The sequence below is a fragment of the Parapedobacter sp. GCM10030251 genome (assembly GCF_042666505.1).
Classification (GTDB): domain Bacteria; phylum Bacteroidota; class Bacteroidia; order Sphingobacteriales; family Sphingobacteriaceae; genus Parapedobacter.
This window is the reverse complement of record NZ_JBHTDN010000011.1, coordinates 105,565-128,005: the sequence shown is the minus strand read 5'-3', so window position 1 is coordinate 128,005 and position 22,441 is coordinate 105,565. Positions and strand designations below refer to the sequence as shown.

Genomic DNA, 22,441 nt, shown 5'->3' with positions numbered 1-22,441 from the left:
GGTGAATAACACCGAAGCAGCCTGCAATCATTCTGCACTAGTTGTTGCCGAAGTTGTGTAGGTATTGTTGCCGATTATTGTGTACTCTTATTTGCCAAAAGTTGTGTATTCTTATTTACCGATTACAATAGTCCTTTGTGCGGTCTAAACAACGAGTGCATGTTTAAACCTTTTAATATTTCTGTTGTTTAAAAAGTTCGTGTACTGCAATACCACCACTGCAGAGATCTTGGTGCAAAGCCTTGTGAACAGGCCATCGAGCATCTTAGCATAGTTCCTTTTGAGCATAAGCTGATCACAGTGGTGTGAGTACAGGGTTTCGATACGCTTACGCGCATAACGGTAGCCAGCGTTCCGCCTATTCTTCATGTTGGCCCGCAGCGGTGTGACGAGCCAGATAACTATAGCGCTCTCAAACCGACAAATACCTTCAGATGTTTCTGCACCGTCCAAACAGCGATACGGTACGGTATACGGATTTACCTTGATTTCAATATACTCTTATCATGTTCCTCCGGCAACATATGCGATCAACTTGAAGAATTTTCAATGTATTGCGCTTACATTAATTACGCAGTAATCTAAATCTGTGCATTGATTGGGACCGCAACATGGTAAAATGACGCTCACTGAATGGACGGCTTAATTCCTAAAATGCTGAAATTTTTAGCAATTAAATTGTATGAATTCGAGATAAGCCGTAAATAGTCCATTTTAACCCGTTTTGATAATGATATGCTTCCGATCGGTTTCGTTTTCTTCCAAGCATGCTCCTCATTATTAAGAAATTGATGAGATGAATCAAAGGGGGCTTAAAGAATATGCTAAGCCACTTTTTTTTGTCTAAACAGAAAAAAGCTTACCGAAAGAAATAAAATTGTCATTGCAATATTGCTGTAATCCAGTCTTTCAAAAGAACTGTTCTCACTCATAATATTTGCGAACGAATTGTAAGCGCCTTTATAAGGAATAAAATCTGAAAATTTCTTCTGTGCTACCATTATGGAAAATACCGTCATGAACACACAAAAGCCAATTGGATAGATAAAGTTTTTAAAAGCAAGGCTTAGGGATAGCTGAATCATGGAAACCGCTGTCAGTGTAATAACAAGCTTTAGGAACGTGCAAAAAATAACTTCACGGTAGTCATAATTTTGGAATCCAATTTTCGGATACATCAAACTTAGCAAGTAACCACTAGCCAAAAAAGCCAGATAAGATAGTATCACGGAGAGCAAAACAATGAATAAAACAAAAAGTGCTTTTGAAAAAAAAATTTTTGTTTTAGACAACGGAATAGTGAAGAGGATTTTGTAATTGTTGTTTTTATATTCAATATCACAGCATGCATGGACGAAAATAGCGACAAGGATGGGATAAAGCAGTTGAAAAAATTGAAAGACGTACCTCCCCAACAGGATTTTCCAGGGGTTGGTAGCGGAATCTATAAACCCTGATTTGTTGGCTTCGTAAATAAGATATCCGTCGATGAGGACAATCAAGGCTACGGGGATTAACAATATCCCAAATATCTCCTTGTTTTTAGCGAGCTTGTACTTTTCGGATGAAATAGCCCTATATAATGTATCAGTCATTTGCCCGGGATATTAAATTGATAAAGGTTTGTTCCAGATTAGCATTTTGGGATTCCATGTCATATATCCCGATCTTATTGCAAATAAGGTTTTTTACAAGTGAATTGAAATGTTGATCATCATTGACGATGACCAAAACCCTATTGGCTCCAAGATGCTGTAAAGAAAAACCCAAAGGCGATAAAACATCGATTGCCGTTTCAACATCATCGATCCTAAGACGAACATGTCTTTCTATTTTACCTAATAATAAATCATCTTTTGTTCCTTGAAAGATCATACGCCCGCTTTCAATGATTCCGATATGGGTTGCAACTTTCTCCAACTCACTGAGAATATGACTCGACAGGAAAATGGTTTTCCCTTGTTCGTTAAGGCTTTGGAACAGCTTTCTCATTTCGAAAATACCTTGTGGGTCAAGCCCGTTCAGCGGCTCATCAAGAATCAATAGCTGTGGGTCATGAAAAATAGCCATAGCAATCCCTAATCGCTGTTTCATTCCCATCGACAAAGCACTTGCTTTTTTCTTTCTTTCTAAATGAAGATTCACTAACGCTAAGACTTCATCGATTCGCCTTAATCCCCTTTTATGAATAATATCCAGGTATCTTAGATTCTCATATACGGTCAGGTTATTATAGAAACACGGCGCTTCTATCAGATTTCCAGCAATTGAATGGATTTGCGTGCTTCTTTGTTTTAGACTTATCCCCTGGATAAGAATATTGTCTTCCGCGCTTTTTAAAAGTCCAAGAAGCAACTTGATTGTAGTTGATTTTCCTGCTCCGTTCCTACCGAGGTAGCCGTAAATGCTTCCTATCGGTACTCGAAGATTAATGTCACTCAAAATGGTTTTGGAACCAACTTTATAACATAGATTTGTTGTCGTTATGCTCTCCGTCATTTTTCTGAATAAGTAGGATCTCTATTAATATCGATATAGAAGATTCCGTCGATAAAATCACTCCATACTCGCTTTTGAGCGATTCCTTGATTAATTGTTGAAACAAAATCTTGCTTTAAAAATGAGCCTTGCGGAAGGCTTTTTAAGTCCACAAAAAAATAAGGAAATCCGGTTGCATGAAAAGCATTTTCAACGGCAAGCTTGCTGGGCCTGTCAACAATTTTATTTCCATTACGATATCGCGCATAAGAGGAGAAATTCAGCATGTAAGCGGATTCCCCGTACTTGTTTTTGATATACGTTCCCATTGGGAGATAATCTTTACTGTATCTGCTTGTAAAAGTGTGAATGTTGGCGCACCATACTACCACCTTTTGATCTGTATAAACGGAATCAATTTGATAGATAAGGTTTCTTGCCATTAACGAATTGCATGCTTGCCATGGACCCTGACTCATATTTCCATGATTTAAAGAAATTATTTCTCATATCATTAAGATATCTTGCATACATGGTGCTTTCTTCGGACGTTCCAAGGGTTGATGTAACCTGCTCCAATTGAGTTATCTCATCGAGGAAGTGTGCTTTTTGTTTATCGTCGAGCCTTTTGTCCGCATAGGCTTTGTATAACAATAAATGAAGGTCAGGCAAATACGTGTTAAAAGTAGGGTAGTTTTCGAGATGTATTCCGTTCTTAACAAAAAAGCTTTTTAATAGTTGCATACGTTTATCGGTCAACACTCCTCCTGAAAATTGGATATCAAATCCGCCGATTTCAATGGGGTTGACGGTTGACTTCGTTTTCAGGTAATAATCGATGAGCGGTTTTGATTCTTGATTTGCCCACCAAAAATTAAACAAACCGATCCCACCGATCGAATCGTTGGAGACTTGTGAATTTTCTCGTTCATTCATTTCCTTATTCATCCACCAAGTGTCGTACTGCCCGGCTTCATATAAAACGACGTGATATCCCCTGTGTTCATGCAGGTATTTGATAACCCTGCTTTTTGCCTTAAAGGTTTGCCCATCGCGATGGACGTTTTCTCCCAACATCAGAACCCTATTACCGACAAGTATGGAATCGAGAATTTGTAAATCATGATAATCGGTGTCAGTTATCGCTATACTTTTGACAATAGTAGCATGACGTTCGATGTCTGCGCGCTGTGCAGCCCTTATCGATTCAGGAACATCTTCATATAAAACAAGGTTGATTATGAGAATCAACACAATAGGAATTATCAATATAATCAGAAATCTTTTCATCGTGATCAAATATTATCTTCTGGTTAACGAAACCAACGTTGAAACTCGTACACGGAGCCACGCTGCGACCTCTCGTTTAATCGTCAACTAAAGCAGCCAATGTTTGTTCGATTTGTCGAGCGCTCATACTTAGGCTTAGGTTGGCCTTGTTACCCACGATCCGATGTATGCGTGTGTTTTCGATATGGATGTTTCCGAGCTCGTTGTTGAAACGCAAATATTGGTACGTATTTCGCGCGGGGTGGTCTTCTTCGGAATAGGGAACGATCGCCACCTGGCTTCCGCTGTCGCCATGAATGTACATGGCATCACACGAATCGATTTCATTCCGTATGATACTGTTTGCCGAGAGGGTATACCGGGCTTCGCCGATATAGGGCGACCTGACCAATATCTTGCTATTATTGCCAGCCACTATCGCTAGCTTGTTGAAGGAGGACTGTTCGTCAATCTCCAAATGACTGCGCATGGCCGTTACGATGAGCGAGTCCGTTACGGTGTTGGTAAGCCGAACCATTCCGGTATTTTCGATTGTCATGTGGCTTAAGGACGGTGAATAAACGGTGATCGTACCGACAGGAAGTTTATTCGGATAGGAAGTATAAATAACCAGCGTATTGTTTTCAATGAAGCTGCGTTGGATGAAACCATTGTGATAAGGCAACTTTAATCCGCATGTTTCAGATTGGATCCACCGGATTTGATTGTATGCGGTATTGCGCTTGTAGGTGTCGTCGTCTAGGTAGGCCGTTTGTTTTGTTTGCGTGTTTTTGATCAAAATGCGATTGAAGGATTGGGCAAATGTTTCGGTTTTGTGGCGATAAGTCGGTGTTTCCAGCGATTTTATACTTTCCGCCAGATTTTGGTCATATTCGTCCTTGCTTACATACTCACTGAAAAGTTTTGGTCCGAGGAAGGATCCGAAAATCGGAATCAAGGCGATGAGGAGAAAAATATTACTTGTTTTCATGTTGAAATGTGGTGTTGACGAAGGTTTCGTATAAATGTTTTAATTGTTCCATATCGATGTCGAGCAGATAGATTGTTCTGAAAAATGCCGGCAGCTCCTTATCCATGAATTCCTGTCGGCGGATCGTGCGGATTTTATCCTTTGCGTCGTTTGCTACAAAAAAACCTATCCCCCGTTTATTCTGAATGATCTGCTGGTTTTGCAGCAATTCATAGGTCCGGGCTACGGTATTGGGGTTTACCTCCAACACGGCGGCGAGTTCGCGCACGGAGGGGATTTTTTCCGTTGCTGGCCAACGGCCCAACAGGATGTGCTCAAATACGTAGTCGGATATCTGCAGATAGATAGCTTTGTTATCCTTAAAATCCATTTATACCTCCTTTTCTTTTAACCTGAAATAGGTGGCTGCCCAAAGGGAACCGATGAGCGTAATAAGGAACATGATGAAAAAAACTTCGGGATAGCCATTTGCTGCAAAGTGGTTTATTTCTACCCGGTCTTTTAACAACATCTTATTCAAGAATTCCTGGGTAGCTGTTAGTGACGAAATTAACGCGACTACGAAAAAACCTGTTTTGATAAACGGAAATCTGCGGAAATAAATCGAGCCTAGTGTAAATACGCTGCTGAGCAGAAAGGCGAAAAGGAGTAAGATCGTCCTTGATTTAACGTCCAATACCTGGTAATAATATTTAAAACCAGCTTGGCCATCACCATAATTGACTTGACTTAATTCCACGGCTTTATTGTCGAACGTTACGTCGCTGTAAATTACCCGTAAAGCCGCAACAAAAGCGGTGTCTGTAACTAAACACACCGCTATAAATGTAAAAATGGTCAGCAGACTACCGAATACTAAGCCGCCCAGTAACTTTTCGGTCACCGAAACCGGAAGTGTTAGTTCCTGTATGCCGGTGGCGGGTTTGCTAAGCCGGCTGTAATAATGTCCTGAAAGCAGCGTGATGTAACCGATACCGGATAATGCCAGGATGCCCTCGCGGAACCGAAGCGAAGAAAAGCGAAAGTACGTATAGGCATCCATACCAGTTATGTGATGGCTATCCCGTTGGAAAAAGTTGTCACTAACTATGTTAAGTATATAGAAAAGCGAGATGCAGCCAAAAAGGATAGCCGAGCTGGCTAAATAAACCTTCCAATTTTCTATCCATTGTTTTCGCAGTAGAAGGCCAAAGCGGCGGGTGCTAAATGTGTTGTTCATGATGACGGGTAGCTTGCGTTAGTACGTGGGTGATTTGGGAGCCTTTGACCAAGGCTGCTTTAAAAAACAGTTCGATATCAATGCGGGTTTCTTCGGCTTGGGTGTTGAGCAGTATCGCGTGGACACCCGTAAGCGTCTGTTCGGCATAGAGCATATCATCAGTCATTGCCGCCGCCGATTTAAAAGCGAAGCTTTGGCAGATTTGCTCAATCGATGCAGCCAGCACAACGCGCTGATTACCGAGGATAATCAATTCGTCGATCAGGTTATCCAGGTCACGTACCTGATGCGTAGATATGATAAAGCATCGGTCTTCCGAGAGCGCGGTGGCCATGATTTTCCGGAACTGCGATTTTGACGGGATGTCCAGCCCGTTTGTGGGTTCGTCCATGAGGAGGAGGCGCGTTTTGGTGGCAAGACCGAACGCGATAAGTACTTTCTTTTTCTGGCCGTAAGAAAGTTGTTCGAGATGTACGTCGCTGCCGATGTCAAAATCGGCGAGCAATTGATCAAACAGCACGCGGTCAAAATCGCGATAAAAGGGGGTGTAGGTATCCAGATACCTTGATAGGCGTACCGGCGGCAGCGTAAACTCCTCGGGAATAACGAATACCTGAGACAGGAATTCCGGAGTTCGTGCTGCGGGTTGATAGCCCATAACGCTGATGTCTCCATACTGCGGAAAAACCAACCCAGCCAAACTTTTCAGTAAAGTGGATTTGCCGGCTCCGTTTTCTCCCAGTAGGCCATAGATATGTCCGGGCTTGATAGCTAGGTTTACATCGGAAAGTACCGGCCTGCTTCTGTCGTAAGCGTAGGAAATATTTTGAAGGTGAACCATTGGTATAGTGTATTAGTTAAATAGTACACTGCAAATATAGATGTATTTCGATCATTTCCAAATTTTTTGGAAAAAAGAAAATAAAGATTGTCCGGAGTCTAGATCCGGATGCCTAACACCGCGTCGAGTGTTCGGTGTTTGTTTTGTCCTACATAATCACAAAAAATGCATATTTTTGCTGAAATCACTATTTCAGTCGCCCATTAATAAAGCTACATGGCAAGCAAAAGTTTGACTAAGGATATCGAGAAGATAGCGCCATCCACGATGGCGGACGTCGTTGAGACACGACTCCGTGAGTATTTAAAAAGGAAAGCGTTTAAGCCCGGTGACGCGCTTCCGAAAGAACTCGAATTGGCTGAGGCGTTGGATGTAAGCCGGAATGTAGTGCGCGAGGCACTCAGCAGATTACGGATGTTAGGCATGATCGAATCGAAGAAAAAACGGGGGATGGTTTTAGCGGAACCCGATATTCTTGGTGGATTCGAACGGGTAATGGATCCGCTTATTTTAGATCAGAAGACCCTCAAAGATCTGTTCGAGCTGCGGCTTGTGTTAGAGATGGGACTGGCGGACATACTCTATGCACGGATGACGGATAAAGACTTAAAAGAGCTTGAGCAAATTGTGAATAAAGAGGTGAACAAGGTACAGCAGCCTTTTAAGGTGAAATATGAAATTGCTTTCCATGGTAAACTCTACCAAATGACCGGTAATGATACGTTTATGCGGTTTCAAAACATGTTGCTGCCGGTGTTCGAGTATGTAGTCAGCGAGGAAGCCAAAATAAACGGAGCAGCCAAGGTGGGCAAAATCACCCATAGGGATTTGCTTGAGTTGCTAAAAAAAGGCGGGCCAGAGGACTTCCGGCAGGGTATGAAGGAACATTTAAGCCCGCATTTTGAGCGGGTGATGAAGTAATCCCGAAGCTTCATTTATAAGTAACAGGCAGTCTAACTCATTCTTTCCGGACTTCTAGCGGCGGCAAAAGCGATTTTTTTGCTGGAAATATTTGGAAGTATACCCGCAAAGCGATTATATTTGTCAATATGTTCTACATAAAAGAACGCAATAACCAGTTATAGCAGAATGAGATCAATTTTATTGCTTTTATTGTTGTCGTCGTTTGGATTGGAGGACCTATCGGCAACGGGCTATCTAAAGGGATTGGAAGGAGAACCAGACAAGCCGAATGTTATTGTTTTCTTAGTAGACGATTTGGGGTACAGCGATGTCGGGTGCTATGGAAGCAGCTATTACGAAACGCCGCATATAGATCGGCTTGCCGAATCTGGCATGCGATTTACCCACGCTTATGCCAGTAGCACACTCTGTTCCCCAACCCGGGCCAGCCTGCTTACCGGAAAAAATCCGGCACGCCTACACATTACGCATGCGATTCCGATCAAAGGTTATAAGCGCATCCATGGGGGACGGGGTACGCCGTTGAAGGATGCCGATTACGTCATGAATCTGCCTTTGGAGGAAGTAACCATTGCCGAGGCATTGAAGAACGCAGGATATGCGACAGCGAGCATCGGAAAATGGCATGTTTGTGATGACCCTGCCTATTATCCCGAATACCAGGGATTCGATGTCAACATCGGGGGGAATGGACATGGACACACGGGCGGACATTTTTATCCGTATCGTGGTAAATGGAGAATGGCCGAAGGTTACCCCTGGGAAGAGTGGAACACCCTGCCGGATGGAAAAGCAGGAGAATATTTGACAGATCGGCTCACGGCTGAAGCGCTTCGCTTCATAGACCAACATCGCGATAGCCCGTTCTTTATCTATTTGAGTCACTATGCCGTACATACACCGATTCAAGCGAAAAAAAGCATCCAGGCACGTTACGAAAAGAAGGAGCCGGATTCGTCGAAAGGCCATGTAAAGCCGGCTTATGCTGCGATGATTGAAAGCGTCGATGCGAGTATGGGAGCGATCCTCGAAAAGCTCGAGGAATCGGGCCTGGCGGATAATACCATTGTGATTTTCACATCCGACAACGGCGGATTCGGCAAGCAAACATCTAATTATCCCTTCCGGGGCAACAAGGGGAATTTTTACGAAGGGGGCATCCGTGTGCCGCTGATTATCCGTTGGCCCGGAATCACGACGCGACCGTCGGTTTCGGAAATACCGGTGATTACGACCGATCTTTATCCCAGTATCCTCAATATGGCAGGATTATCCCTGATGCCTGAACAGCATGTCGACGGTATCAGCTTATTGCCCGTGCTTAAGCGGGAGGGGGTGCCGAATCGGGACGCCCTTTATTGGCATTTTCCGAACTATGTTGGGCCCGGTCATCCGAATGCAGCGGGCCCGGTCAGCGTAATCCGGTATGGCCCGTGGAAACTTGTTGAATCGCTTGAAAACGGAAAGGTGGAATTATACAACCTAGCATACGATGTACGGGAAGCCAAAAACCTGGCGCCATCCCAAAGCGGGCTTGTCGATTCACTGAAGCAGATGCTTACGGTATGGCGGATAGCAGCAGATGTGCAAATGCCTGTGAAAAACCCAGATTATCGGCCGGATTGATGGCTGGAACCATGCTGGGTTTTGGCGGGGATGGACGTTATGAAAAAGAAAAAATGATCCGGAATACGAAGAAATCCTACTGGATGTTTTGTCTCATGATGGCGAGTGGTTTTCCACTGTTTGCCCAACATGATCAACCGCGTAAAAACGTACTGTTTTTCTTGGTCGACGACTTGCGGCCCAACCTGGGGTGTTACGGCGACTCACGCGCATACACACCAAATATTGATCGATTGGCGGGGCGCGGTGTGGTGTTTGCTAATGCCTATTGCCAGCAGGCAATCTGCAGTCCATCGCGGACATCCATGCTGACCGGCTTGCGACCGGATGAGACGGGTGTATACGACCTGCAGACCCACTTCAGGGAACTCGTGCCCAACGCCGTGACACTTCCGCAGTCTTTTAAAAATGACGGTTATTTCACCGCAAGTACCGGAAAGATCTTTCACAATTCGAAGCACACGCTCGATCCGGTTTCATGGACGAAAGTGATCTCGCCTCGAGGCGGTCGTACCTATGTGCTTCCCGAAAATCAAAACAGGAAAGGCAAACAGGGAATTACGGAGGCCGCCGATGTGCCGGACACGGCGTATACCGACGGGAAAATCGCAATGGAGGCAATGCACCTGTTGACCGAAGCCCGGGAAAAAGATACGCCGTTTTTTATTGCAGTGGGCTTTCTGAAGCCGCATGCACCTTTCTGCGCGCCGAAAACCTATTGGGATCTGTATAATCGTTCCGCATTTGGCGTGACGGACAGGAATCGGCCCGTCGGCAGTCCCGATCTCGCATTTCATCAATGGCAGGAACTCAGGGGATATCGGGATGTACCGGATGAAGGCGGCCTATCACCTGAACAAGAGCAAAAAATGATCCACGGTTATTACGCTTGCATAAGTTATGTGGATGCCCAGATCGGCAAGGTGATGGACCACCTGGAGTCGCTGGGACTGGCCGATCAGACCATCGTTGTGCTTTGGGGTGACCACGGTTATCACCTGGGTGAACAGGATTTGTGGTGCAAGTCCACTAATTTTGAGTTAGATGCCCGGGTACCATTGATTATCGCTTCGCCGGAAATGGAAGGGAACGGCAAAATGACAAAAGCCATCGTGGAATCCGTGGACATTTATCCTACGTTGAGCGAGCTGTGCGGTATGGAGCAAAAGCACGAATTGGCCGGTACCAGCCTGACACCGCTGCTGGACGACCCGCTGATGTCGTGGGAATACCCGGCCTTCAGCCAATTTGTGCGGCCATATCAGGCGGCCATAAATCAAAAGAGTTTACCTGTCTATATGGGATACTCCGTCCGCGTGGCCGGATGGCGCTGTACGTATTGGTATGACATAGAAGGACAGAACGTGGTCGAGCGTGAATTGTATCGGATGGATCATTCTGATCCGGAACGTGAAAACGTCGCAGGCCGGCCTGCCGTAGCTGCAATAGAAACACGCGTAGCAGATTTAATTGATCAATATCGGCGTAATCAATACCGAAAGCGGAATCGCTAAACGAAAAATAACTTTAATTTGCATGAAATGCTTGAACTTCCTATATTTGTAAATATGTTCTACATAAGAACTAAAGCCAATTATGAATTAATTTATCAACTTAGTTAACTGCCTAAATATGACCAACAAATACATTGCTTTTACGTCATGTCTGCTTTTAATCTATTTGTTCATTTCGTGCTCAACAGAGGACGCGATGCGATTGGATCCGCCGCTTGAAGCGAACATTGACGCTGATCTGCGCGAAATTCAGGTGGGCGATACCGTAACGTTCAAAGATATCTCGACTGGCCTTCCATCGCAGTGGCGTTGGGTTTTTGAGGGCGGGAGCCCCGGGGAAAGCGTGGTGCATAGTCCGGTGATCATCTACGATACGGTTGGAACCTATCCGGTGACCCTGGAAGTACGGCGCGGAGATAAGGTTTCTTCACTTACCATTCCCGACTTTATTAAAGTGGGATATCGGGAGCTGGTTGCGGATTTCACGACCGACACCACCACGGTTAAATTAGGGGATCCCGTGCAGTTCACCGATCTGTCTTCGGGCCTCCCCGAATCGTGGAAATGGGAGTTTGCGGGTGCAAACGGGACGGTTGTTGTTTCGGAGGAACAGCATCCGGAACTCACGTTTTCCAAGGTCGGTGTTTACTCGGCGAAGTTGACAGTGTCCCACCCCGGTGGCACCCATACCGTAACCAAAGAGGCGTACTTGACGGTTTTAAGTGCGAATCCACCCCAGGCCGATTTCACGGCCAGCCATACGGGAATCCCCGCAGGCGGTTCCATTACGTTCGAAAACAAATCCACCGGCGAAGCTACCGGATGGCGATGGACATTCGACGGCGGAACTCCGGCCACATCCATCGAAAAGAACCCAACGATCCGGTATAACGAGCCCGGAAGATATCCGGTGGTGTTGGAGGCGTACGACGAGGTTTCTTCGTCGACGGAAACGCAGCAAGGGTATGTATTGGTGGTTCCGGAAAACGGGTTGGTGGCGTATTATCCGATGGATGGGTCGGGCGCCGATGCAGGGCCTTCGGCGGTGCATCCGTCCGTGATCGGACAGGTAGCTTTCGAAAGCGAGGGGCGGATCGGCGGGGGTGCAGCTGCACAGTTTGATGGAAACAGCCTGCTTTTGGTGCCGGACCATCCCAACTTCAACTTTGGAACCGATGATTTTACGATCGCATGCTGGTTGAACACAATGAGCACCGACCGGATGATGGTTTGGGCGGAAAGTGGTGCAAATGGAGGGAGAGACAATCAAACGTGGCTACGGTTGGGAGATAACGCGGAACGGCAAATCCGGTTCTGTGTGGAAGATGGCAGCGGCGGCACCATTCAGAACAGCGACCACAGCGTCTCGGATGGCCAATGGCATCACGTGGTGTGCGTAAGGGAAGGAAAAGTTTCGCGCGTTTATGTCGATGGCGTGCTGATCAAAGAAGGAACCGCGCCGGCCGTGAAAAACGTCTCCAATAGCCAGCCCTTTAAGATCGGTGCGCAGGAAGGTAGCGGCGGCGGAACGTATAGCAACTATTTTAACGGCATGCTTGATGACTTTTTGGTGTATGGCCGGGCACTGAGTGAGCAGGAGATCCATCACTTGTTCGAATTACAATAATATACCGCAAAAAACAAAATCCGCTAAACGAAAGCTTGTTATGAACAAAAACTATCGTTTCTTTATTCTACTTTCCTGTGTAATCGGACACGTCTTCGCGGCGGACGGTAATCCGTCGTCCATGTCTGTAATACAAACACAGTTGCAGGTTCCGGTACTGATCAACAAAAAGGATAACCCAGTATTGCGAATCAACGTTAAAATGCCCGAGTCAGCCAAGTCGTCCAAGCTTGAATCGATACGGATATCAACTAAGGGAACGACAACTGTTAAGGATATCAAAGCGATCCGAATCTATTACTATGAGCGTGATTCAGCGGCCGGATCTATGAACGATGTGGAAAGGCCTCTTTTTGGCCAATCGACCAAGAGAGGTAAGGAGATCCGTATCCGCGGCGGGCAGCAATTGCATCCCGGCGACAATTTTTTTTGGGTATCTTATGAGCTATCCGGCGAAACGGATCTCGATCACGTTATTTCTGCGGGTTGTGTATCGGTGACTATCGATGGAAAGACGCAGCAGGTTGATGCGATTGCACGGCCCCTGGAGCAGCGCGTGGGGATAGCCGTGAGGCGACATAAACAGGACGGGGTACATACCTCCCGGATTCCGGGTTTAGCGAGAACCAATAAGGGAACCCTATTGGCAATATTTGACGCCCGCTACGAAAGCGGCCGGGATTTGCAGGGACATATCGATATTGGGCTGCATCGGAGCACCGATCAGGGACAAACCTGGGAACCTTTGCAGATTACGATGGATATGGGGGAGTGGGGTGGCTTGCCACAGAAATTTAACGGCGTGTCCGATGCTTGCATTTTGGTAGACCGGAATTCGAATACAATTTACATTGCTGGCTTGTGGATGCATGGGGTCATTAATGAAGAAGGCAAATGGCTTGCCGGATTGAACGAGCATAGTGATGACTGGAACCATCAATGGCGTAACAAGGCCTCCCAACCGGGGTTTGGCGTGCGTGAAACATCCCAATTCCTGATCGTGAAAAGTACCGACGACGGGAAAAGCTGGAGTGCGCCCATCAACCTGACCCGCCTATGCAAGAAGGAGGAATGGTGGCTCTGGGCACCTGCGCCCGGCAACGGCATTACCTTGTCTGACGGAACCCTGGTGTTTCCGACGCAAGGAAGGGACGAAAAAGGAAGGTCGTTTTCCAACATCACCTACAGCACCGATGGCGGAAATACGTGGAAAACCAGTAACCCGGCTTACTCGGGCACCACGGAGTGTGCCGTCGTGCAACTAACCGACAATCGATTGATGCTGAATATGCGATCCGGCAGGAATAAAGGCCGACTGGGAACCGACAATGGCCGGGCCATTGCGGTAACCGACGATTTGGGCGATTCCTGGACCGAGCATCCGTCGTCTTTCAACGCACTTCCCGAACCGGTCTGTATGGCGAGCCTGTATATGCACACCGATGGCACGGGCAAATCCATGCTGCTGTTTTCCAATCCGAACTCGAAAGAGTTCAGACACAACATGACCCTAAAAGTCAGTCACAACGACGGGAATACCTGGCCGGAAGACCAACAGATATTGCTGGATGAGGGCCGCAGCAGGGGCTATTCCTGTCTAACCACGGTGGACGATCGCCATATCGGCATTCTTTACGAAAGCAGTCAGGCGGACATGGTCTTCCAGCGGATTGACATTGGCGAATATCGACTTGACTGAGTAACCGCACTACTGTAACCGATTTACTATACTGATTATGATTACACATCAACGTTTATCTCGTTTGTTTTATGGCATGCTGTCGTGCATGATGCTGGCCGGATGTGCAAAAAACATAGCCGAATACTATAACCCGCGGAGCACCCTGGATAAGAACATCGTCCAGGTCTTGGAAGCAGACGGCAGGTTTTCCGAGTTTGTAGGCATCATCGACCGGCTGAATCTCCGGACCGTGTTGGGAGAGGCCGCCATCTATACGTGCCTGGCGCCCCTGAATGAACACGTAACGGCTTATTTTTCTCAAAAAGGCTATAGCTCAATGGATGCGGTTCCGGAAGAGGAATTGCGCAAATTCGTTAACTACCATTTCATCAATGGGATGTATTATCAATACGACATCGAGCAGCGATACACGAACGCCACTACGGCGATTGGAAGGAGCCGGGCTACGCAGTACCGGTCGCGTACCGAAAATAAGGTGCCCGGCAAAGCGGTACGGTTCTTTACGCCGCCTTTTTTTCAGCTGCAGTCGTCGGATCACGCCGATTTATTCGGTGAGATTGCAAGCCCGGGAGCGTTCATGGTGGAGGGCGCCCGCATATCGGACACCGACCGGGACATCGGTGCCAGTAATGGCGTCATCCATGTGCTGGAAACGCCATTGAACATACTGCCCAGGACCGATGAAGCATTGGCGGCCGATCCGGAGACATCGCTGTTCAGCAGCTGGCAGGAGAAACATGTGGCTTACGTACTGGGGGAGAAGGATGAGTTCGGCTGGGTAGATACCACCTTGTATAAAACGTACAGCGTGGGTCGGAACCTGGCTGACGAAAATGTGCAATCGACGTTGCTTGTGCCTACCGACGAAGCGATCCGGACCTATTTTGAACCTTACCTTCCGGAATTAGACAACACCATCGATTCGGTTCCGCAGCGGGTGATGGCATCGCTGATCCGTGCGTCCCAGATCCCGAACCTTTATTTTAAAAGCGACCTCATCAGCAAGGAAGACGGAGGACTCCGTGAAGCCAAGGCCTATGTATACCTAACGCCGGATATTGATCCGGTCATTTCCGGGTCGGTGCTGGCCAGCAATAGTGTGATCTATAAAACGAACACGTTGATCGAGTCGGCCGAGATGAACAGTGTGGAAGGTGGTATATACATGAAGCACAAGACATACAGCCAATGGTATTGGATGTTTGAACGGACGAATCTGAAAGCCGGGTTAACCGATGGTTTGTCTTTTCAGCACCCTAAAAAAACACTGCTCGTCCAGTCGGATGATGTCTGGGGATTTCCGTTGGCATCGGACATGCTTGCAGAAGAACGTGAATACCGATTCCAGCAATGCCGATCGGGTATATTGAATCTGGATATACGGGAGGACGGCGGTTTCCGTAAACGTTTTTATGCGACAGACTTCGGCTACGTACTGTATGATGACGGGCGTTTCTACGACCATACCGGTCATTCTGTACAGTTGTTGACCACTGAAGCGGTATGGGAGCGGACGAACGGCGCGATTTTCGAAATCGATGGGTTCCTGACGCCGTTGGATCCGTTGGATGCGATGCAGAGCAGCTACGCGAAAATTTTGGCAGACCCTGAACTATCGCTGTTTGCGGGCGCTATTGACCGTTCGGGAATGGCCGCCCAGCTGCAATTGACCGGTTTTTTTACGTTCACGATTTTCGCGCCATCAAATGCTGCGATCGAGGCTTCTGGCGTTGATCTCCAAGCCATGGAAACGGATGAACTATCCCGATTTGTCAACACGTATATCGTACAGAACCGCTTGATTTTTACCGACGGCGTTTTCAACGGGCAGATAGCCAACAAGAACGGCGACCGGCTGCGGATCGACGGCGCCTGGGATTCCTTTCGCGTCAGCGATGCAGCCGGTAAGACAATTTCCATCGCCGCAGGAAATGCACAAGGCAACAACGGGGTGATTCACAAGATTAACCAACTATTCTAAACCTTTCCATTAAGATATGAACAGAATACGTATCAAACTGACGGCATCGGTCGTACTGCTTTTAGGCTTGCTTAACGGTGCATGGGCACAGGAAGTGCTGCGGGGCAAGGTTTATGCCGAAGCCGTGGGTACGCCGCTTTCGGATGTTTCCGTTACCTTGGTCAATGCGAACAACCTGATATTGCGCGGCGGAAAGACAAACAACGATGGGATATTCGAAATAACCCGACACCCTGATGCGGAAAAAATCAGGTTTTCAAATGTTGGGTATCAGTCCCAGGAATTTCGGTTGCAATCGGGGGCAAATCGCACATTTGAGATTGTGCTGGTTTCCGACCACCATGAGCTCGAGGCTGTGGAAATCACTGCGCAGCGGGAACCGAAGGCCGATTTGGGTTTCCTGTCCATAGATCGGCGGGAATTGTCGAGCGCCATTGCCTCCGTAGACCTTACGGGCGTGGAAAATATGCCGGTGGCTTCGGTCGACCAACTGTTGCAGGGGATGGCCCCCGGTCTGCAGGTGGTGGCTGCCAGCGGCGACCCAGGAGCTTCGGCCTCCATCCGCATCCGTGGAATTTCGACCATTTCGGGAATCAATGATCCACTGTGGATCGTAGACGGGTCGGAAGTAATCGGAAGCAATTATCAGGTGGAAAGCATATCGGATTTTGGATTCAGTCCGATCGGCGACCTCGACCCTGCTGATATTGAATCGATCGATATCCTGAAAGATGCATCGGCCACGGCCCTGTATGGCTCACGCGGGGCAAATGGGGTAATCGTCATTAAGACGAAACGGGGCAAGCGGGGCAAACCGCAATTGACATTCAATTCACGCTTTACGCTGACCGAAGTGCCAAGAACCATCCCGATGCTGTCGGGTGATGAACAACGCATTTACTACCTGGAAAAATGGACCGGCGGTGCGGACGATGGGACAGCTCATCCGCAGCTGCGGGGAGATTTGCGGCGCGCCGATGCCTGGATATTCAATAATAATACGGACTGGATGGACGCCATCACGCGTACCGGTATTTACCAGCAATACAATACGGCACTGAGCGGCGGCGGCGAACGGATCAATTACTATTGGGGATTGGGGTATACCAATCAATACGGTACGACCAAGGGAACGGGATACGATCGGTTCAATACCCGGTTCAACCTGAACTATACGGTTTCCGATAAATTGAAGGTATCCGCCGACCTTACCTATACCAACTCGCTGACGGATAAGCGGGGGCAGAACCATCCGGTAAGTGTCGGTAGCCAGGGTGTGAACCCGATTCTGTTTGCACGTGAGACGCCCGCATATTTTCCTATCTACTCAAAAAATGGGTTGAATTACTTTGTGGACCGGAATGCCGGGGTGTCGGATCACTCGCGGTACAACCCGCTGGCACTCATCGATTATTCCACGTACTTAAGCCGGGCTAATCGGTTCATGGCGTCCACGGCGGTGGATTACCGGATACTCGATAACCTGGAATTCCGCACGCAGCTTTCCGCGGATTTCCGCGAATCGGCCGACGAATATTTTCTCCCGGGGTATGCCACGGATGCACGGCCCGGCGAGGTGCTCTACAACGCAGGGCAGCAAACGGAAGGATATCAGCTCATGATCAATAACAACAACCGGTTGGTATGGTCGGCCGTGCAGCACGAAAAGCACCGGCTTACCTTTACCGGTGTATTTAACTTGAATATCGACCGGGACAACTCTATGGAAGTGTCCTACTACAATGGCGGTTCGCCGCAATTGCGCGCGGCAGACGCGTCGGCGGTGATCGATGGGGCAAGGGGCAAATTCGGAATCCGGAAATACCTGGGCATGTTCCTGCAGGGACACTACGCACTGAACGACCGGTATTTCCTTACGGTGACAGGTAAGACGGAGGGCGACTCCCGTTACGGCAGCGATAATCCGTATTCCGTGTTTCCGGCAATCGGTGGTGCCTGGGAGATCGCGAAGGAGCCCTTTTTGGCCGATGCGGAATGGATCAATTCGATCAAGCCGCGTTTTGCCTTTGGGATTACCGGCAATCTGCCGAATGTCCTAAACCTGTATGACATCGCCTACAGTACGGGCGTGGGATATATGGGGGAAACGTACATCTATCCATCCAAGTTCGCCAACGACAACATCCGCGAGGAACGCACGACCGAGTACAACATCGGTGTGGACTGGAGTTTGTTCGATAACCGGCTGACCGGTCAGTTTGACTATTATACGCGTACGACCAACGACCTCCTGTTGCAAGAACGTCTCTCAACCACGTTGGGGTATGAAAATCAATACACGAATTTCGGTCAGGTACGCAACAGCGGATTGGAGTTCGGGGTAACGGCGGTAATCCTGAAAGGTAGCGACACGCGGGTCCGCTGGAAGTCATTCTTCAACATCGCGGCGAACCAGAACAAGCTCATGAGCTTACCCAGCCAGTTTGACGAAGATGCGTTTTCGGCCACTGTCAGCGGATTCTCTTCCAAGCTGCAACCGGGCGACGTCATCGGCGGTTTTTATGCGTATCGGGCACTGGGTGTCTATGCGACGGATGCCGACGCGATACTACGTGCGCCCGATGGAAATATCATCTATGAAGCTGACGGTGTTACGCCGAAATACATGCGTTACGGCTCCAATACCGGCCACCAGTTTAAGGGGGGCGACATGATTTTCGACGACATCAACGGCGACGGCATCATCAATCAACTGGATCGGGTACAGATCGGTGATGCGAACCCGTTGTTTTTCGGGGGATGGAACAATACGGTCAACTACAGAAACTGGGCGCTTACTGTCAATTTCCAATACCAATACGGGAATGACGTCATCAACGGTACAAGGATCCAAATGGAGCAGATGCGTTATTCCCATAACCAATCGCGCTCGTTACTGGCCCGTTGGCGGCGGCAGGGGGATATCACTGACATCCCCCGGGCACTGCCGGACGGCGAATGGAACCGCGTGGCTTCTTCGCGTTGGGTGGAGGATGCGTCTTACCTGCGCCTGAAAACGGTATCGTTAACCTACAATGCCGACCGGGAGTTTACGAACCGTTTGGGATTGGGGATACGCCAGTTGAGCGTATTTGCGACCGGGTATAACCTTTATACCTGGACGAACTACCTCGGTGTGGACCCCGAGGTACCGATTACCGGTGGCGTGCTGTTATTTGGTGTCGACCTGGCTACGACTTCACCGGCGAGACAGTTTACCCTGGGACTGAGGGCAACATTTTAACACGACAATACGAATGATGATGACAGCGAATATAAAATATGGAATCTTAGGGCTGTGCATGGTACTGACCGTCTCCTGCGACCGGATCCTCGAGGTGGACGTGCCGGATAATTTAGTCCACAACGAATTTTGGCAGAACCGGGATCAGGTGTATTCGTCACTGATCGGACTGTACACCTCCCTGCACAATAACCTGAATAGTTACCACGCTTGGGGCGACGTTCGGTCGAGCTTTTATGCCCCCGGTACGGGCGATTCGTTTACCGGCGCTTATGGGCAATTTATGGGACACGACGTCTACCCGGATAACGGATTGCTTTCCTGGGCTTCGGTTTACCGTTCCATCACCTGGATCAATTCGTTCATCAAGAATGCGCCGACCGCACTTGAACACGATAATACATTCAGTCCGGCCGAACTCCAATCGATGATGGGGGAAGCTTATGCCCTCCGGGCGTTGAACTATTTTTACCTGGTACGGGCCTTCAAGGAGGTTCCGATTATCAATGAGCCTTACGAGTCGGACAACCAAAAGTTCGATACGTCCCCTTCTTCCGAGGACGAAGTATTGGATTTTATCGAGGCCGATCTTCAGCAGGCACTCAACGATGCGCCGTCTACTTTTGAAGCGGTAAACCATCGCTACGGACGTATTACGAAGAACGCAGTCAGAGCCCTTTGGGCTGATGTGAAGCTCTGGCGTAACGACTACCAGGGATGTATAGACCTCTGTAACCAGCTGGAAGCACAGTATGCCGGTGCGCTGGTCAGTCCGCTGTCGTGGTATACCATTTTCAATCCCGGAAATTCCACGGAAAGCATTTTTGAGTTCCAATACGGTCAGCTGGGGCCGGCTTCGCCGTTGTATGGTTGGTTCGCGTTGGTCTCGCGAGCAAACGCGGACGGTGAAAAGTACCTGGCCAATGCAACAAACGTCAACATCAACGCGGCCGAAGTACTTTATCCGCCGGTGCTGCCCGGATATGCAAGCTCGGATACCATCCGGCTAAAGGCGTTTTCGTTGGTAAACCCGTCTCCGGTTTCCAACGGTTACGGCGCAGCCATGGAGGTCTATAAGTTTCTTGGGACGGCGCCCTACCAAGTATCTTATCGCCCCGCCAATGCCCGTGATGCTCATTATATCTTCTATCGATATCGGGAAGTATTATTTATGAAGGCCGAGGCCTATGCGATGCTGAACCGGTATACCGAAGCGGAGCAGCAGATCAACATCATTCGCGAACATTGCAACATCCCCGCACTTGCGCCCGGCGAGGGCGGCGAGGGAACCGAGTTTATGACCAGGCTGTTGATGGAGCGCGAATACGAGTTGGGCTTTGAAGGGAAAGAGTGGTTTGCCGCGGTGCGGGTGGCCCGCAGACCGGGATATGAAGGGGTTTTGCGGGAAAAGTCTGCCCTGAACAATTCGATGGGAATATCCTATCAGGTCGTCCGCGCGCGATTGCTCGACCCCGAAAGCTGGTTTCTGCCTTATCATTTGGCGGAGGTAGAGAACAATCCCCAGCTGGATCAGAAACCCTATTATAAAAATAAATAAAGCGCTAAACCATGAAATACGTATATCAATTGTTTGCATTGTGTCTCATCGTGGGCACGCAGGGCTGTGATAAGGAGCTGTCGGGAGCACGGTATGATAGCACCGATCAACTTCAGATTATGGACTACATCGACAGCCGGGAAGACCTGGCTACCTATCGGCAGTTGGTGGATTATGTGGGGCAGCGGAGTTTGCTGAAAACGGCCGGTACCTATACGGTGTTTGTTCCTACCAACGAGGCATTCCAGCGCCTGTTTGCTGAACTTAGGGACGACGGTCAGCCCGTCACTGCCATCGAGGATGCCAGTCCGGAGTTCTGGGTCGCTTATTTCCGGTATCATCTGCTGGATCGGAAGATTAATACCAATGAGTTCACCCATGGTCCGCTGCCTTATCCCACCGTATTCAACGACAAGTACGTCTTGGCCGATATCAGTGATTCGTACCAAGCCATCCGGTTGAATAACCTAGCCACCATCACCGAATACAATATCGAACTGAGTAACGGATACGTCAATATTGTGGACGATGTGCTGGCTCCGCCAACGCGGAGCGTCTACGAAGCCTTGGAAGCTTCGGGGAAATATAGCGTCATGCTGGACTTGATGGAAAAACACGGATACGGTGATTACCTTCGGGACAGCACAGTCACCCTGCTGATCGAAAGCGATGCGGCCTTGCAGCGCAGCGGTTTTTCGCTGGAGACCATTGACAATGTGGACGATTGGCTGAAATACCACATCATTCCTGACTCGGGTTATTTTCTTAACCTATTGACCGCACAGCGGTTTTATCCACTGTTCCGGGATGAGGCGCTAAGCTTCCAGGTAGATGAATTCGGGCAATATTATGTGAACAACGACTACCGGTTTGACCAGTCGCGGGATTTCGGAATCGATAAAGTTTCCAGCAACGGAATCTACCATACACTGGATACACTGCTGGAGGTTGTCGAGGCACGTCCATCGACCATCCGGTTGAATCTCTATCCTCCCGGAAGCCCATATGGTGCACAAAATGTATTTGCGGAGGCGCCTGCACGGATTTTACTGAACACGGGTACACGCAGTTATCACCAGAATCAGGAGTTCCGGATCACACAATTCGACGCGACCCAGGTGGGCGATTTTTTCTGGCTGACGGTACCGGATGTTCCGAAGGGAGATTACCGGATCCGCATCATGCACCGGGGCGGCGGCACGCGGGGAAGGTTCCTCACGATCTATAACGACGAGATCGTAAAGGAGGATATCGTGATGAGTAAGCAGGACGGGGTATTTGAAGAGTGGGATTACCTCATATACAATTATGGCGGTGATATTACCGTGGAAGATCGGGGAGACGTCACGTTGTATTTTGCTTTCGCCGGATTTGGTTCCAATTCAAACCCGGGTTATTGCTGCGATCTCTTGATGGATATGGTGGAGCTGATACCAATAACTAATTGAAGACCTAACAAATGGATAT

Annotated in this window: 17 protein-coding genes; 9 read left to right on the top strand and 8 right to left on the bottom strand. The window is 48.4% G+C overall.

Annotated elements, in window-relative coordinates:
• Positions 1 to 824: 824 nt before the first annotated feature.
• The 8 genes from ACFQRK_RS21140 to ACFQRK_RS21105 all read right to left on the bottom strand — a co-directional run bounded on the left by ACFQRK_RS21140 (position 825) and on the right by ACFQRK_RS21105 (position 6,798).
• On the bottom strand, positions 825 to 1,595 hold the full coding sequence (locus tag ACFQRK_RS21140; protein ID WP_379010185.1) for an ABC transporter permease: 771 nt from the start codon (positions 1,593 to 1,595) through the stop codon (positions 825 to 827).
• The gene (locus ACFQRK_RS21135) at positions 1,588 to 2,499 is read right to left on the bottom strand and encodes an ABC transporter ATP-binding protein (RefSeq protein ID WP_379010184.1); all 912 of its coding nucleotides are present in this window, start codon (positions 2,497 to 2,499) and stop codon (positions 1,588 to 1,590) included. The genes ACFQRK_RS21140 and ACFQRK_RS21135 overlap by 8 nt, the downstream gene beginning before the upstream one ends.
• Positions 2,496 to 2,921, bottom strand: a complete 426-nt coding sequence (locus ACFQRK_RS21130; protein WP_379010183.1) for an erythromycin esterase family protein — start codon at positions 2,919 to 2,921, stop codon at positions 2,496 to 2,498. The genes ACFQRK_RS21135 and ACFQRK_RS21130 overlap by 4 nt, the downstream gene beginning before the upstream one ends.
• Entirely contained in the window at positions 2,893 to 3,768 is an 876-nt protein-coding gene (locus ACFQRK_RS21125; protein WP_379010182.1) for a hypothetical protein, read from the bottom strand. Before ACFQRK_RS21125 ends, ACFQRK_RS21130 begins: the two co-directional genes overlap by 29 nt.
• 76 nt (positions 3,769 to 3,844) lie before the next feature.
• Positions 3,845 to 4,738, bottom strand: a complete 894-nt coding sequence (locus tag ACFQRK_RS21120) for a hypothetical protein (protein WP_379010180.1) — start codon at positions 4,736 to 4,738, stop codon at positions 3,845 to 3,847.
• Positions 4,725 to 5,108, bottom strand: coding sequence for a GntR family transcriptional regulator (locus tag ACFQRK_RS21115; protein ID WP_379010179.1), 384 nt, complete (start codon positions 5,106 to 5,108; stop codon positions 4,725 to 4,727). Before ACFQRK_RS21115 ends, ACFQRK_RS21120 begins: the two co-directional genes overlap by 14 nt.
• Positions 5,109 to 5,957: a hypothetical protein gene (locus ACFQRK_RS21110; protein WP_379010178.1), complete on the bottom strand. Its 849-nt coding sequence runs from the start codon at positions 5,955 to 5,957 to the stop codon at positions 5,109 to 5,111. It abuts the gene before it with no gap.
• Positions 5,941 to 6,798 carry an ATP-binding cassette domain-containing protein gene (locus ACFQRK_RS21105; RefSeq protein WP_379010176.1) on the bottom strand — a complete coding sequence of 286 codons (858 nt, stop codon included), beginning with the start codon at positions 6,796 to 6,798 and terminating at the stop codon, positions 5,941 to 5,943. Before ACFQRK_RS21105 ends, ACFQRK_RS21110 begins: the two co-directional genes overlap by 17 nt.
• Positions 6,799 to 7,014: 216 nt before the next feature.
• Between ACFQRK_RS21105 and ACFQRK_RS21100 the strand changes: the two genes are divergently transcribed.
• From ACFQRK_RS21100 to ACFQRK_RS21060, 9 genes are all read left to right on the top strand, one after another.
• Positions 7,015 to 7,719, top strand: a complete 705-nt coding sequence (locus ACFQRK_RS21100) for a FadR/GntR family transcriptional regulator (RefSeq protein WP_379010175.1) — start codon at positions 7,015 to 7,017, stop codon at positions 7,717 to 7,719.
• Positions 7,720 to 7,887: 168 nt separating this feature from the next.
• Positions 7,888 to 9,348, top strand: a complete 1,461-nt coding sequence (locus tag ACFQRK_RS21095) for a sulfatase (RefSeq protein WP_379010174.1) — start codon at positions 7,888 to 7,890, stop codon at positions 9,346 to 9,348.
• On the top strand, positions 9,348 to 10,862 hold the full coding sequence (locus ACFQRK_RS21090) for a sulfatase (RefSeq protein ID WP_379010173.1): 1,515 nt from the start codon (positions 9,348 to 9,350) through the stop codon (positions 10,860 to 10,862). Before ACFQRK_RS21095 ends, ACFQRK_RS21090 begins: the two co-directional genes overlap by 1 nt.
• Positions 10,863 to 11,058: 196 nt before the next feature.
• Positions 11,059 to 12,489 (top strand): LamG-like jellyroll fold domain-containing protein, encoded by a 1,431-nt coding sequence (locus ACFQRK_RS21085; RefSeq protein WP_379010172.1) that lies wholly within the window; start codon positions 11,059 to 11,061, stop codon positions 12,487 to 12,489.
• A 40-nt stretch (positions 12,490 to 12,529) separates the two neighbouring features.
• The gene (locus ACFQRK_RS21080) at positions 12,530 to 14,188 is read left to right on the top strand and encodes a BNR-repeat neuraminidase N-terminal domain-containing protein (RefSeq protein WP_379010170.1); all 1,659 of its coding nucleotides are present in this window, start codon (positions 12,530 to 12,532) and stop codon (positions 14,186 to 14,188) included.
• Between the two features lie 37 nt (positions 14,189 to 14,225).
• Complete coding sequence (locus ACFQRK_RS21075; RefSeq protein WP_379010168.1) at positions 14,226 to 16,172, top strand: fasciclin domain-containing protein; 1,947 nt, start codon at positions 14,226 to 14,228, stop codon at positions 16,170 to 16,172.
• Positions 16,173 to 16,188: 16 nt separating this feature from the next.
• Entirely contained in the window at positions 16,189 to 19,416 is a 3,228-nt protein-coding gene (locus ACFQRK_RS21070; RefSeq protein WP_379010167.1) for a SusC/RagA family TonB-linked outer membrane protein, read from the top strand.
• 13 nt (positions 19,417 to 19,429) lie between these two features.
• Positions 19,430 to 20,974: a RagB/SusD family nutrient uptake outer membrane protein gene (locus tag ACFQRK_RS21065; protein ID WP_379010165.1), complete on the top strand. Its 1,545-nt coding sequence runs from the start codon at positions 19,430 to 19,432 to the stop codon at positions 20,972 to 20,974.
• Between the two features lie 11 nt (positions 20,975 to 20,985).
• Positions 20,986 to 22,422 carry a fasciclin domain-containing protein gene (locus ACFQRK_RS21060; RefSeq protein WP_379010163.1) on the top strand — a complete coding sequence of 479 codons (1,437 nt, stop codon included), beginning with the start codon at positions 20,986 to 20,988 and terminating at the stop codon, positions 22,420 to 22,422.
• Positions 22,423 to 22,441: the final 19 nt, after the last annotated feature.

Bases quoted from the DNA above. Each gene is read 5' to 3' on its own strand.
- ACFQRK_RS21140 (WP_379010185.1), bottom strand. From the start codon at position 1,595: ATGACTGATACATTATATAGGGCTATTTCATCCGAAAAGTACAAGCTC.
- ACFQRK_RS21135 (WP_379010184.1), bottom strand. From the start codon at position 2,499: ATGACGGAGAGCATAACGACAACAAATCTATGTTATAAAGTTGGTTCC.
- ACFQRK_RS21130 (WP_379010183.1), bottom strand. From the start codon at position 2,921: ATGGCAAGAAACCTTATCTATCAAATTGATTCCGTTTATACAGATCAA.
- ACFQRK_RS21125 (WP_379010182.1), bottom strand. From the start codon at position 3,768: ATGAAAAGATTTCTGATTATATTGATAATTCCTATTGTGTTGATTCTC.
- ACFQRK_RS21120 (WP_379010180.1), bottom strand. From the start codon at position 4,738: ATGAAAACAAGTAATATTTTTCTCCTCATCGCCTTGATTCCGATTTTC.
- ACFQRK_RS21115 (WP_379010179.1), bottom strand. From the start codon at position 5,108: ATGGATTTTAAGGATAACAAAGCTATCTATCTGCAGATATCCGACTAC.
- ACFQRK_RS21110 (WP_379010178.1), bottom strand. From the start codon at position 5,957: ATGAACAACACATTTAGCACCCGCCGCTTTGGCCTTCTACTGCGAAAA.
- ACFQRK_RS21105 (WP_379010176.1), bottom strand. From the start codon at position 6,798: ATGGTTCACCTTCAAAATATTTCCTACGCTTACGACAGAAGCAGGCCG.
- ACFQRK_RS21100 (WP_379010175.1), top strand. From the start codon at position 7,015: ATGGCAAGCAAAAGTTTGACTAAGGATATCGAGAAGATAGCGCCATCC.
- ACFQRK_RS21095 (WP_379010174.1), top strand. From the start codon at position 7,888: ATGAGATCAATTTTATTGCTTTTATTGTTGTCGTCGTTTGGATTGGAG.
- ACFQRK_RS21090 (WP_379010173.1), top strand. From the start codon at position 9,348: ATGGCTGGAACCATGCTGGGTTTTGGCGGGGATGGACGTTATGAAAAA.
- ACFQRK_RS21085 (WP_379010172.1), top strand. From the start codon at position 11,059: ATGCGATTGGATCCGCCGCTTGAAGCGAACATTGACGCTGATCTGCGC.
- ACFQRK_RS21080 (WP_379010170.1), top strand. From the start codon at position 12,530: ATGAACAAAAACTATCGTTTCTTTATTCTACTTTCCTGTGTAATCGGA.
- ACFQRK_RS21075 (WP_379010168.1), top strand. From the start codon at position 14,226: ATGATTACACATCAACGTTTATCTCGTTTGTTTTATGGCATGCTGTCG.
- ACFQRK_RS21070 (WP_379010167.1), top strand. From the start codon at position 16,189: ATGAACAGAATACGTATCAAACTGACGGCATCGGTCGTACTGCTTTTA.
- ACFQRK_RS21065 (WP_379010165.1), top strand. From the start codon at position 19,430: ATGATGATGACAGCGAATATAAAATATGGAATCTTAGGGCTGTGCATG.
- ACFQRK_RS21060 (WP_379010163.1), top strand. From the start codon at position 20,986: ATGAAATACGTATATCAATTGTTTGCATTGTGTCTCATCGTGGGCACG.